At 60.8% G+C, this 12,759-nt stretch carries 12 protein-coding genes; 8 read left to right on the top strand and 4 right to left on the bottom strand.

Translation table 11 applies throughout. The features are described 5' to 3' along the window. Positions 1 to 26: 26 nt before the first annotated feature. Together GTP58_RS31460 and GTP58_RS21865 are read right to left on the bottom strand one after the other, a co-directional pair. Entirely contained in the window at positions 27 to 731 is a 705-nt protein-coding gene (locus GTP58_RS31460) for a PEP-CTERM sorting domain-containing protein (RefSeq protein ID WP_229215688.1), read from the bottom strand. A 75-nt stretch (positions 732 to 806) separates the two neighbouring features. Continuing rightward, positions 807 to 1,247: a DUF2147 domain-containing protein gene (locus tag GTP58_RS21865; RefSeq protein WP_161079237.1), complete on the bottom strand. Its 441-nt coding sequence runs from the start codon at positions 1,245 to 1,247 to the stop codon at positions 807 to 809. A gap of 111 nt (positions 1,248 to 1,358) precedes the next feature. Here GTP58_RS21865 and GTP58_RS21860 point away from each other — a divergent pair, with 111 nt between their 5' ends. Then, positions 1,359 to 1,985, top strand: coding sequence for a transcriptional regulator (locus tag GTP58_RS21860; RefSeq protein ID WP_161079236.1), 627 nt, complete (start codon positions 1,359 to 1,361; stop codon positions 1,983 to 1,985). A 20-nt stretch (positions 1,986 to 2,005) separates the two neighbouring features. After that, entirely contained in the window at positions 2,006 to 2,971 is a 966-nt protein-coding gene (locus GTP58_RS21855) for a threo-3-hydroxy-L-aspartate ammonia-lyase (RefSeq protein WP_161079235.1), read from the top strand. A gap of 79 nt (positions 2,972 to 3,050) precedes the next feature. Here GTP58_RS21855 and GTP58_RS21850 read toward each other — a convergent pair whose 3' ends face one another. Then, a complete protein-coding gene (locus tag GTP58_RS21850; protein ID WP_161079234.1) occupies positions 3,051 to 5,846 on the bottom strand; it encodes a valine--tRNA ligase in 2,796 nt (931 codons plus the stop codon). A 199-nt stretch (positions 5,847 to 6,045) separates the two neighbouring features. Here GTP58_RS21850 and GTP58_RS21845 point away from each other — a divergent pair, with 199 nt between their 5' ends. The 6 genes from GTP58_RS21845 to GTP58_RS21820 all read left to right on the top strand — a co-directional run bounded on the left by GTP58_RS21845 (position 6,046) and on the right by GTP58_RS21820 (position 11,401). Then, positions 6,046 to 7,605 carry a M28 family metallopeptidase gene (locus tag GTP58_RS21845; RefSeq protein WP_161079233.1) on the top strand — a complete coding sequence of 520 codons (1,560 nt, stop codon included), beginning with the start codon at positions 6,046 to 6,048 and terminating at the stop codon, positions 7,603 to 7,605. 77 nt (positions 7,606 to 7,682) lie between these two features. Further along, positions 7,683 to 8,498: a crotonase/enoyl-CoA hydratase family protein gene (locus GTP58_RS21840; protein ID WP_161079232.1), complete on the top strand. Its 816-nt coding sequence runs from the start codon at positions 7,683 to 7,685 to the stop codon at positions 8,496 to 8,498. Between the two features lie 3 nt (positions 8,499 to 8,501). Further along, complete coding sequence (locus GTP58_RS21835) at positions 8,502 to 9,176, top strand: hypothetical protein (protein ID WP_161079231.1); 675 nt, start codon at positions 8,502 to 8,504, stop codon at positions 9,174 to 9,176. Between the two features lie 29 nt (positions 9,177 to 9,205). Beyond that, positions 9,206 to 9,742, top strand: a complete 537-nt coding sequence (locus GTP58_RS21830) for a dihydrofolate reductase family protein (RefSeq protein WP_161079230.1) — start codon at positions 9,206 to 9,208, stop codon at positions 9,740 to 9,742. Further along, positions 9,739 to 10,302 carry a TetR/AcrR family transcriptional regulator gene (locus GTP58_RS21825; protein ID WP_161079229.1) on the top strand — a complete coding sequence of 188 codons (564 nt, stop codon included), beginning with the start codon at positions 9,739 to 9,741 and terminating at the stop codon, positions 10,300 to 10,302. The genes GTP58_RS21830 and GTP58_RS21825 overlap by 4 nt, the downstream gene beginning before the upstream one ends. 112 nt (positions 10,303 to 10,414) lie before the next feature. After that, positions 10,415 to 11,401 (top strand): hypothetical protein, encoded by a 987-nt coding sequence (locus tag GTP58_RS21820; RefSeq protein WP_161079228.1) that lies wholly within the window; start codon positions 10,415 to 10,417, stop codon positions 11,399 to 11,401. 5 nt (positions 11,402 to 11,406) lie between these two features. Here the strand turns inward: GTP58_RS21820 and GTP58_RS21815 are convergent, their stop codons facing one another. Continuing rightward, positions 11,407 to 12,741, bottom strand: coding sequence for a M20 family metallopeptidase (locus tag GTP58_RS21815; RefSeq protein WP_161079227.1), 1,335 nt, complete (start codon positions 12,739 to 12,741; stop codon positions 11,407 to 11,409). Positions 12,742 to 12,759: the final 18 nt, after the last annotated feature.

The following is a 12,759-nucleotide window of genomic DNA, read 5'->3' as shown; positions in this document are numbered from 1 at the left end:
ACAATCGGTTCTGGCGGTAGTGACGATCAGGCGTTGATTGTCTTGCGGCGGCGCCAGCCGATCGCGGCCAAACCAACCAGCAGCATGGCGTAGGTTTCCGGTTCAGGTACGGCTTGAGTAAATTTCATGTCAGTGAAATCGGCGGTGACATATACCCCTTCCGCATTGCCGTTGTTGAGCAGTTGATAGCGCAGCCAGTTACTGTCGAATCCAGCCGCTTCTGCGCCAGGCAGGGCGTCACCAATCTTGGTGCCAGTGCTGTCGCCAAACTGGAATGACGCTGTTTCCTGCGTCATGCTGCCGCCGGGAATAAAATTATAGCGGTAACTGCCTGCGCTGAATGAGTTGGTCAGCGCGGGATTGGTATGGCCGTAGAAGGTGTAGCCCCATTTGTAGCTGTTTGGTTCGAAATGAATGCCTGCAGCCGCAAAGTTGACGCTCAACTCCAGGCTGTCCAGGTAGCCATAGGAAATAGATACTGCGGAGCCATTGACATGGCGCGTGGAGATGGGGGCGTTGGAATCATAACTGATGACACCGGTGATCTTATCGCCCACCGAGATGGTGCCGCCTGCAACGCTGCTGGAGTTTACCGAGGTACGCGTGGTGTTGAGGCGGGTTTCCTCTTCGACTTTACTGACGCGCGCAGTATATTCAAAGCTGTAGATCGCTGCCTGCGAGGCATTGCTAAACGCTAAGCCGACTAGCGCAACCGTCAAGATTTTCTTCATTTGAATTCACATTGATTAATTACGAATTAATTATCCAATGTGAATTTCAAATAGTCAATTATTGACGAAAAGATCTTATTCCTGGCGTACCCAGGTTTGCGAGCGGCCCAGCATCGGGACGCCGATATAGCCACGCACGCTGAGTTTTTTGCCGCCATCGGTCAGGTGCAGCTTGCTCTTGTAAGTCTTGCCGTTGTTCGGGTCGAGGATTTCGCCGCCGGCGTATTCATCGCCGTCTTTCTTCAGGTTGGACAGGATGGTCATGCCCACGATAGGCTGGTCCTTGCGGGCGCCGTCGCATTTCTCGCACTTGGGATTCTGTTCTTCGTTGGCTTCGCGGAACAGCTTTTCAATCTGGCCGGTCAGCACGCCATTGCTTTCGGTAATGCGGATCAGCGCTTTTGGCTTGCCGGTCTCGTCGTCGATGTTCTTCCATAGCCCCGCTGGCGAATTGCTCTGGGCGAAGGCCGGGGACATGGCCAGGGTTACTGCAGCGATGAATGCCAGGAATTTCATATGTGTCTCCAAAGTTATCGTTGTCTGGCGATTATACGAATGCCTTGGCCTGCGAAATTAGAGGCTCGCGTCAAATTACACGAAAAGTCTAAAATGAGATAATATGTTTAGATGAAAAAAACATCTGAACATCAGAATCTGCTTGACCAGTTGCAGCAGGTGGCGGAAGGACTGGGCAAGACGCTGGCGCCGTTCTGCGAGGTCGTGCTGCATGACCTGACCCAGCCGGAGCAGGCCATCCTGGCCATCCATAACAACCTGTCAGGCCGCAGCGTCGGCGCGCCCGCCACGGAGCTGGGGCTGGCGCGTGCAGCCGATCCGGAGTTTGAGCAGGTCATCGCCAACTATCCCAATACTTTTCCTGATGGCCGTCTGGCGAAGAGTACCTCCATCGGCATCAAGGACAGCAAGGGCCAGTATGTGGCCGCGCTGTGCATGAACGTGGACCTGACCGTGTTCCGCAGCCTGAACACCATGCTGACGCAGTTTGGCAGCGTGGACACGGCGGCGGCCGTCAGCGAAACCATGGCGCCCGCCGGTGCGGATGCGATCCGCCTGCGCATCGATCAATTTGCCGCGCGACTTGGTACCACGCCGCGCGCGCTGAAAGCCGACGAACGCAAAGCCCTGATGCGCGAACTCAAGGACGCTGGCCTCAGCGATGTGCGCCGGGCCATGGACATCGTCGCCGCCTATCTCAACGTCTCCCGCGCCACCGTCTACAACGACGCGCGCTAAATCCACTACAGGAATCCATCATGAGCGAACTGAAACTCCCAACCTATGAAGATATCGTTGCCGCCTCCGAGCGTATCGCTGGCGTGGCGCACCGCACCCCGGTGCTGACCTCGTCAACCGCCAATGCCGAACTGGGCGCGGAAGTGTTCTTCAAGTGTGAGAACTTCCAGCGCATGGGCGCGTTCAAATTCCGTGGCGGCTATAACTCGCTGGCCAAATTCACGCCGGAGCAGCGCAAGGCGGGCGTAGTGGCTTTTTCGTCGGGTAATCACGCGCAGGCGATTGCGCTGTCGGCTAAATTGCTGGGCATCCCTGCCACCATTGTGATGCCGCATGATGCGCCAGCGGCCAAGGTCGCCGCAACGCGCGGTTATGGGGCGCAGGTGGTGATCTATGACCGTTACAAGGAAGACCGCGAGCAGATCGGCCGTGACTTGGCAGCCAGGCATGGCCTGACCTTGATTCCGCCTTACGACCATGCGGACGTGATTGCAGGGCAGGGCACGGCGGCCAAGGAGCTGTTTGAAGAAGTGGGGCGCCTGGATTATGTATTCGCGCCACTGGGGGGCGGCGGCCTGCTGAGCGGCACCGCGCTGTCCACGCGCGCATTGTCGCCGACGGCCACGGTGTATGGCGTGGAGCCGGCAGCGGGCAACGATGGCCAGCAGTCCTTCCGCAGCGGCAGCATCGTGCACATCGATACGCCAAAGACGATTGCGGACGGTGCGCAGACGCAGCACCTGGGCAACCTGACTTTCCCGATTATTCAGCGTGAGGTGAACGACATCCTGACCGCAACCGACGAGCAGCTGCGCGCCGAAATGCGCTTCTTTGCCGAGCGCATGAAGATGGTGGTGGAGCCGACGGGGTGCCTGGGCCTGGCGGCAGCACGTTCGATCAAGGCGCAGCTGCAAGGCAAGCGCGTAGGTATCATTATCAGCGGGGGCAATGTTGATATTGCCCGTTATGCAGAACTGCTGGCCTGAACCCGCAATTTAAGCGATACGCTTGCTGTACCACTTAGGGGTCTGACCCGAAGGGTCAGACCCCACCTGGCTGTGCGGGTTAAGCCGCTGGCAGCTTGGCGATCTGCTCGCGCATCTTGTCCAGCGTGGCCGAGAAGTTGGCGACGCGTTCTTTCTCCTGCGCGACCACTTCCGCCGGCGCACGCGCCACGAAGCTTTCGTTCGACAGCTTGCCGTTGGCCTTGTTGATCTCGCCTTCCAGACGGGCGATTTCCTTGCTCAGGCGCTCACGCTCGGCCTTGACGTCGATTTCCACTTTCAGCATCAGCTTGGTGGTGCCGACGATGGCGACAGCGGCTGGCGAATCCGGCAGCACGTCCAGGATCTGCACTTCCGACAGCTTGGACAGCGACTGCACGTACGGTGCAAAGCCTTCCATCGCGGCCTTCTCGGCGGCATTGCCCGGTTCGACGATCAGCGGCACGCGCAGCGATGGCGCCAGCTGCATTTCGCCGCGCAGGTTACGCGTTGCATCGGTCAGTGCCTTGAGCTGCTGCATCCACGCTTCGGCCGATTCATCGATGTTGGCAGTGTTGGCGATCGGGTACGGTTGCAGCATGATCGAGTCGCCGGTCTTGCCAGCCAGCGGTGCGATGGCTTGCCACAGCGCTTCGGTCACGAACGGAATCACCGGATGCGCCAGGCGCAGCACCACTTCCAGCACGCGCAGCAGGGTGTGGCGGGTGGCGCGCTGCTGGCCTTCGGTGCCGCTTTGTACCTGCACCTTGGCGACTTCCAGATACCAGTCGCAGTACTCGTCCCACACGAATTTGTAGATGGCCGAAGCGATGTTGTCGAAGCGGTAGTCTTCGAAGCCTTTGGCAATTTCCAGCTCGGCTTTCTGCAGCAGCGAGATGATCCACTTGTCGGCGTTCGACAGGTCGGCTTCATTGGCCGAGCAGTCCTTGCCTTCGGTATTCATCATCACGAAGCGGGTGGCGTTCCACATCTTGTTGCAGAAGTTGCGGTAGCCTTCGCAGCGGCCCAGGTCGAAGTTGATGTTGCGGCCCAGCGAGGCGTACGACGCCATGGTGAAGCGCACGGCATCGGTGCCATAGGCGGCGATCCCTTCCGGGAATTCCTTGCGGGTGGCCTTGGCGATCTTCTCGGCGGCTTTCGGGTTCATCAGGCCGGTGGTGCGTTTTTCCACCAGCGCGTCGATGCCGATGCCGTCGATCAGGTCAATCGGATCCAGCGTGTTGCCCTTGGACTTGGACATCTTCTGGCCTTGCGAGTCGCGTACCAGACCGTGCACGTACACGGTGTTGAACGGCACCTTGCCGGTGAAGTGCGCGGTCATCATGACCATGCGCGCGACCCAGAAGAAGATGATGTCAAAGCCGGTCACCAGCACCGACGATGGCAGGAAGGCTTTGATATCAGGCGTTTCTTCCGGCCAGCCCAGCGTGGAGAACGGCACCAGCGCGGACGAGAACCAGGTATCCAGCACGTCGTTGTCACGGCGCAGCGGCGCGGTAATGCCCTTGGCCGCAGCTTGTGCCTGGGCTTCCTCTTCAGTGCGGGCGACGAAGATATTGCCAGCGTCGTCGTACCATGCCGGGATCTGATGGCCCCACCACAGCTGGCGCGAGATGCACCAGTCCTGGATGTTGTTCAGCCACTGGTTGTAGGTGGTGGTCCAGTTCTCCGGGACGAATTTGATTTCGCCCGACGCGACTTTTTCCAGCGCCGTTTCCGCGATCGATTTGCCAGGGAAGAAAGTGCCTTCCGGTGCTGGCTTGCTCATCGCGACAAACCACTGGTCAGTCAGCATCGGCTCGATGACGACGCCGGTACGGTCGCCGCGCGGCACCATCAGCTTGTGCGGTTTGACCTGTTCCAGCAGGCCTTGTGCTTCCAGGTCGGCGACGATTTTCTTGCGCGCTTCAAAGCGGTCCAGGCCACGGTAGGCTTCCGGTGCATCGTCAACGATCTTGGCTTGCAGCGTCAGGATCGACGGCATGTCCAGGTTGTGGCGCTGGCCGACGGCGTAGTCGTTGAAGTCGTGCGCAGGCGTGATCTTCACGCAGCCGGTGCCGAAGGCTTTGTCGACATATTCGTCGGCGATGATCGGAATTTCGCGGCCGACCAGCGGCAGCTTGAGCATCTTGCCGACCAGCGGCTGATAGCGTTCGTCCGTCGGGTCCACCGCCACGGCGACGTCGCCCAGCATGGTTTCCGGACGGGTGGTAGCGACGGTCAGGTGGCCGCTGCCATCGGCCAGCGGGTACTGGATGTACCACATCGAGCCATCTTCTTCTTCCGACACCACTTCCAGGTCGGAGACGGCGGTGCCCAGCACCGGGTCCCAGTTGACCAGGCGCTTGCCGCGGTAGATCAGGCCTTGCTCGTGCAGGCGCACGAACACTTCGGTCACCGATTTGGAGCGCTCGGCATCCATGGTGAAGTATTCGCGCTGCCAGTCTGGCGAGGCGCCCAGGCGGCGCATCTGGCCGGTGATGGTGGAACCGGACTTCTCTTTCCACTCCCAGACTTTTTCAATGAATTTTTCGCGGCCCAGGTCATGGCGCGAGATTTTCTGCGCGTCCAGCTGGCGCTCCACCACGATCTGGGTGGCGATGCCGGCGTGGTCGGTACCAGGAATCCAGGCGGTGTTATGGCCCAGCATGCGGTGGTAGCGGGTCAGGCCATCCATGATGGTCTGGTTGAAGGCATGGCCCATGTGCAGGGTGCCGGTGACGTTCGGCGGCGGCAGCTGGATGCTGAAAGAAGGTTTGCCGGCGTCGAGGGTGGCGGTGTAGTAACCGCGCTGTTCCCACTCCGTACGCCAGAACTGTTCAATGTCGGCAGGCTCGAAAGACTTGGCTAATTCCATGATTTGATGGGTATATTTGATAAACGCGTGTGCGAAAACAGCCATTATAGATGACGCGGCAGGCCATGCCCACTTGGGCACTTGTTAAACACTGGACATTTCTGGCCGGATTGTCGAATTTTGCAAGATTTTTGACTCATTTCCCTCAAAAGCATACCGTTTCCAGTCCCGATAAATTTTTAACAACACGGAGACGGACATGACCTCACGTATCATTGCTGTGCTGATCGCTGGCTTGCTGGCCGGCGCTTCGGCTTCCGCGCAAACCCAGTCCAACAAGGTCTGGATCAGCGTTGGCGACGCCGCATACGCCGAATTGCAAAAGGTGGCGCCACAGGCGCTGTCGCGCGAGAGCCGCGCCACCCTGGCCACACCGCAGGCGCTGGTGGCGGGCCAGGAGCGGCTGCACCTGGTCGAGGTTGACGAGCAGCAGATGCTGGCGCTGTCGGCCGCCGTGCACCGCAACCTGCGCCGCTGCGGCGGTTTCATGTTCCATACCAGCGAAGCGGAAGGCATCGCTGCCGTGAGTGCGCCGAAACAGCGTAGCGCGCTGCTGGCGCCGGCGCGGCCGTCGTATGTGATCGACCAGCAGAGCGTGGTCAATCCCATGCTGGCGCAAATGCAGGCCAGTAATATCGGCCAGACCATCATCGATATGTCTTCGTATGCCAACCGCTACTACACCACCAACAATGGCGTGAACGCCTCCAACTGGCTCAAGCAGCGCTGGACTACCATGGCGGCGGGCCGCAGCGACATCGCCGTCACCCAGTACACCCACAGCGGCTGGCCGCAGAAGTCGGTGATCCTGACCATCACCGGTACCGACAATCCTAACGAAGTGGTGGTCCTGGGCGGTCACCTGGATTCGATCAACCTGTCCGGCACCAGCGAAACCACGCGCGCACCGGGCGCTGACGATGACGCATCCGGCATCGCCAGCATGACCGAGGTGCTGCGCGTGATGGTGGCCAGCGGCTACAAGCCACGCCGCACCATCAAGATGATCGGCTATTCGGCCGAGGAGGTGGGGCTGCGCGGCTCGCAGGACATCGCCCAGAACCATAAGACCAACAACGTCAACGTGGTCGGCGTCATGCAGCTGGACATGACCAACTACAAAGGCTCGGTCAACGACATCTACCTGTACACCGACTACACCGACAACGCGCAGAACACCTTTGTCGCCAACCTGATCACGACCTATCTGCCCACGCTGAAAATCGGCTACGACAAGTGCGGCTATGCCTGTTCCGACCATGCCTCGTGGACCTCGGCCGGCTACTGGTCGTCGATGCCGTTTGAAGCGGCAATGGGCGAGGACGATCCCTACATCCACACCGCCAACGACACCTACGCCAACTCCGGCAACCAGGCCGACCACGCGCTGAAATTCGCGCGCATGGCGCTGGCCTATGCGGTGGAGCTGGGCAGCGACGGCCCGGGCGTCACGCCGCCAACTGAGCGCACCGAAACCGTCACCGGTAGCCTGACCAAAGGCCAGACCCGTGCCTATGGTCCCTACAAGGTGGCGGCCAATGGCAGCTTCAAGGCAGCGCTGAGCGGCAGCGGCGACACCGATCTGTACGTACGCAAGGCCGGTACCCCAACCACCACCAGCTACGATTGCAAGTCCGATGGTCCGACCACTACCGAGAACTGCACCGTGTCGTACACCGCCAACGGCAACGCCTACGTGCTGCTGAATGGCTACGCAGCGTCGAGCTACACGCTGACCGTGACCTACCTGCCGCAGTAAGCGTCAAGGCGGCCGGTCACGCTGTGCCGGCCGCTGCTTCTGGGTTATCCTTGGGCGATAACTTAAAGGAGACCTTGATGCCCAGCTTTGAAAGCTTGACCCTCAATGTAGAAGACCATATCGCCACCGTGCGCCTGAACCGCCCGGAAAAACTGAACGCGATGAACCTGGCGATGTGGCACGATATCCGCAGCGCCTTCCAGTACATCGACGAAACGCCGGATATCCGCGTGGCGATTCTGGAAGGCGAGGGCAAGGGCTTCACCGCCGGTATCGACCTGCAAATGATGATGGGCGTGGGCGCGCAGGTACGCGATGACTGCGATGGCCGCACGCGTGAAAACCTGCGCCGCGTGATTCTGGATTTGCAGGATACGCTGACCAGCCTTGAACGCTGCCGCAAGCCGGTGCTGGCCGCCGTGCACGGCGCCTGCGTGGGCGGCGGCATTGACCTGATCTGCTGCGCCGACATGCGCTACTGCTCGTCGGATGCCTGGTTCACGATCAAGGAAATTGATATCGGCATGGTGGCCGACGTCGGCACCCTGCAGCGCTTGCCGCGCCTGATCGGCGAAGGCATCACGCGCGAACTGGCCTACACCGCACGCAAGGTCGATGCTGCGGAAGCCAAGGACATCCGCCTGGTCAACCGCGTGTTCGAATCGCCGGAAGCCTTGCGCGCGGGCGTGCGCGAGATCGCTGCCACCATCGCCGCCAAATCGCCCCTGTCGATACGCGGCGCGAAAGAGATGATCACCTACGCGCGCGACCATTCGATTGCCGATGGCCTCAACTACGTCGCCACCTGGAACGCCGCCATGCTGATGTCGGCCGACCTGCAAGCCGCGATGATGGCCGCCATGAGCAAGTCCGCACCGCAGTTCAAAGACTGAGGTATGGAGAACGGTTATCTCGATACGCAGTTTGATGCTGGCTTCCGTGACCTGCGGTGGCTGCCGTGGGTAGGCAGCGAATACCGGACTTCGGCCCAGCGCACCATTGTGCTGGGTGAGAGCATCTACGATTACAGCAAAGGCGTTGCGGCAAAGCGCGCGCAGATCGAGGCAAGAAGCAGCTTGCGCGAGCGGCAGCTGGTGCACGGCATTCATGAGACCTGCGTCAGCAAATATCTGCGCAACTTTGCCAAGGCGTTTTATTTGAAGCACGGGGTGAACAAGGCGGAACGGGAGGCGCTTTGGCGCCAGATGGTCTATCACAACCTCGTGCTGCGCATGATGAAGTCCGCAAAGCACCGGCCCGGCAAGCGGGACTATCTCGAAGGATGGCAGACGTTTCTGTCGCTGGCCCGGCAGCTGGAAGCGCGGCGTTGCGTGGTCTATGGACTGGACCCGCTGAAGCTGGCGGCACTCAAAGAAGCGCTGACGCTGGATGCCGGGGTTACCGTTGTCGAGCGCAAGCGCCTGTCTGAGATAGGCCGGAGCCGGCCGCTCAGGATCGTGCTGGATCTCGGTGGCAGACCGCTGGACATGCTGTTTATCCGCCACCCCAGCGCATATTTCAGCTGGGATGAATGGGGCGTGGTGCTGCGTCAGTTCTTGGGTGTACAATAATATACGCTGTATATTAAATGGACTTCAACATGACCACCGCTCACGTTTTCATTGCCACCAGCCTGGATGGCTTCATCGCGCGCGCTGATGGCGATATCGACTGGCTGCTGCAACGCGATGACCCCACCGAAGATCACGGCTACCACGCCTTCATCGCCGACAAGGACATGATAGTGATGGGGCGCGGCTGCTATGAAAAAGTGCTGACTTTCGACAGCTGGGGCTATGCGCTGCCGGTGCTGGTGCTGTCCAGGCAACTGGCCGGTACGCCGGTGCCGGCAGCCCTGCAGGGCAAGGTGCGCTTTGCCGACCGCACGCCGAAGGCAGCGATGGACGAGCTGGCGCTGCAGGTCGTGCAGCGGGTGTATCTGGACGGCGGCCAGCTGGTGCAGTCCTTCCTGCGCGCAGGGCTGGTCAGCGACATGGTAGTGTCCACGATGCCGGTGCTGATCGGCGCAGGGCGTCCGCTGTTTGGCGCGCTGGCAGACGACGTCAGTTTGCAGCTGGTCTCCAACCGTGCGTTTGCTTCCGGCCTGGTACAGTCCACGTATCGGATTGCGCCGTGACGCGCCCGCGTGGACGGCCCGCGCAAGGCAGCGGCGTATCGCGCGATGACATTCTGGATGCGGCGCTGGCGCTGCTCGATGACGGCGGCGGCCAGGGCTTGACCATGCGCGCACTGGCCCAACGGCTGGGCGTTACCGCGATGAGCCTCTATCGCCATGTCGGCGATCATGACAGCCTGCTGCGCGCGCTGTCGGACCGCGTGTATGCGAAGGTCCTGTCGACGCCGGTCCGCGCCGCCGGTTTGCCGGTACGGGATGATGTCCGCGCGCTGATGATCCGCTACTACCATGCCGTGGGCAGCCATCCGCAGCTGACCCTCGCCATCTTCGCCACGCCGGCCGCCTTTGCTGGCGTCACGCGCCATATCACCGGCCATCTGACCGCGCTGCTGGCACAGATGACGGACCAGGCGGAACTATGGCGCGACATCGTCATCGATCATGCCCATGGCAGCGGCCTGGCGCTGGTGTCGGCGCGCAGCGAACTGCGGCAGATTCAAGTGATGAACGCACAGTACCAGCAAGCGCTGGACTGCCTGCTCGACCGCATGGGCCGCTGATACGGTCAGAAAGCGTCACGTTCGGAAGTCTCCCCGCCAGTAATCTGGATCGGTGCCGGTTGCAGTTTTTGCGCCGGCGTCCGATGACCACTTTCTTCCGGGAGACCCCAACATGCGCCGTTCAATTCAGGGCTTTCTTGCCCTCGCCCTTGTATCTTTGCTGACCCACACCGCAAGCGCCGTACCGGTGGAGATTGACCGCACCAGGCGCACCGTCGATATTCCGGCCGAATGTCTGAATGTGCCGCTACCCCTCAATTTCAATGGTGGCGGAGTGGTGTTGAATAATGTGGACACGCGGTTTACGTTTGTGCTGTCCACCACCCCGCGCCTTCAGCAGCGTGTCAACCAGGGCCTGGTTGCTGGTGAGCTGTCCTGGTTCCACTTTGTGCCGGGTGACCCCAACAACAATGCCGGCTTGAACGATGAGCAGCGACTGCGGCGAGCTGCGGTGCTGTTACGTTGCGGCCTTCCCACGGCCCAGGGTGATAGCAACCTGTATCAGTACCCGGCAGATCCGAACGTCCGGGCTAACTTTCTTCGTTTTGCCATGGGCCAGGGCGGCAATGAGCCGCGCGTGGCGACCGGCTATACATTGATCGGTAACGGTGAGCGGGAAGCGATCCTCATGTATGCGGCCCAGCAAATCAAAATGGATCTGACACCAACGCTCGTCGGGCAAAACCTGGTCTGCGTCAAATACGCGCATCTTGAAAACGCATCAAACTGCCTGCAATCGCGTGCGCCGGCAGCCCCGCTGGATCCCGTCATCGGCTACCTGTATGAGGGTATGCAACGCATCAGCTATACCGGCCATGAGTTCTGGCTGATGTATTCCAATCCCATCTTCCGCGCCAAAGTGTATTTCACATCGGGTACCGTACTGGCCAATGGTGTGAATGTCGATAATTTCGTGGCCTGGAATCTCGGGCCAGCGTTCTGGAATGACGCTGGCGGTAACCGCACAACGCTGGCGCCCGCACCATATCGCTTCCAGAACCTGGTCGATGTGAACAACAACCGTGCTTTCTACCAGAACCTCATGCCGGCCTTTCAGACGCAGTACGACCAGCATGTGCTGATATACCGGCAGTGGTGAGCGGCTTACTGGAGCAGTGAAGTCGCCACCGCAGTCATCGCCTTCACACCGGCACGCAGGCCAGGCTCTGGAACGGGCTTGAAGCGGCTGGTGTGGGCGCCAGGGACAGGCTTGCCACCGGCCCTGGCCGCCGCCAGCTCCGCCGGATCGGCAATCCCGAGGCCGAACATCACGGTGGGGATCTGGCGCCCGGCAAGGCCAAACAGGCCGAAGTCTTCACTGTTCATGACCGCATCGTCTTCAAACACGTTGCTGGCGCCCAGTGCACTGGTCAGCGCTGTTTTGACCCTGGCGTTCAAGGCCGGATTGTTGTGCATGGACGGCAGCGTCTCTTTTTCCACCACGGTGACGATGGGCATGCGGTCTTCCGGGATGCCCGCCGAAATCGCCACGCCGCGCGCGATGCGCTTGACGCCATCGACAATGATCTGGTTGGCCTTGTCGCTGAAAGAGCGGGTGGTGAGTTCAAGTTTTACTTCGTAGGGGATCACGTTGCGTTTGGTGCCGCCATGGATGGAGCCGACCGTGACCACCGCCGGATCGCGCGGATCCTGTTCGCGGCTGACGATGGTTTGCAGCTGGACGATGAACTGGCCAGCCATCACCACCGGGTCTTTGGCATTCTGCGGTTCCGCACCGTGTGCGCCCACGCCACGCAACACCACATCGATGGAGGTGACGCCTGCCGTGGTGGGGCCGCTCGTCACCGCCACCTGGCCTGCCGCGCGGCCCGGCGTGTCGTGCAGGGCGATGGCGAAATCCGGTCTGCCGAAGCGTTCGTAGAGATTGTCCGCCAACAGCGCCTTGGCGCCGTCGGCGGTTTCTTCGGCTGGCTGGCCGACGATGACCAGCGTGCCTTTCCATTGCTGGCGCGTGGCCGCCATCAGGCGTGCGGTGCCGATCAGCGTGGTGGTGTGGATGTCGTGGCCGCAGGCATGCATCACCCCGACCTCCTGGCCGGCCGCATTCTTGGTGCGTACCTGGCTGGCGTATGGCACGCCGGTTTCTTCGATGATGGGGAGGGCGTCGATGTCGCCGCGTATCAGCAGGCGCGGGCCGGGGCCGTTTTCCAGCACGCCGATTACGCCGTAGGCCTGGCTGCCGTCTGTGAACTTGCCGACCCGCTCAGTCACTTTAAAACCGGCTTTGCGCAATTCGTCCGCCACCAGCGCCGAGGTTTTGGCTTCCTGGTGCGACAGTTCCGGGAACTGGTGAATCTGTTTGTAGATGCCGACCAGGGACGGCAGGTTGTCTTCGACCGGCTTGTCGAGATAACTGGCGCCAAACGCGGAAGACAGGGAAAGGCAGGAGACGGTTACAGCGCTGGCCAGTTTTTTCATTGGTCTTTCTTCTGAGTG

The organism is Duganella sp. CY15W, from assembly GCF_009857555.1.
Classification (GTDB): domain Bacteria; phylum Pseudomonadota; class Gammaproteobacteria; order Burkholderiales; family Burkholderiaceae_D; genus Rugamonas; species Rugamonas sacchari.
This window is presented reverse-complemented; position numbering and strand designations above follow the sequence as displayed.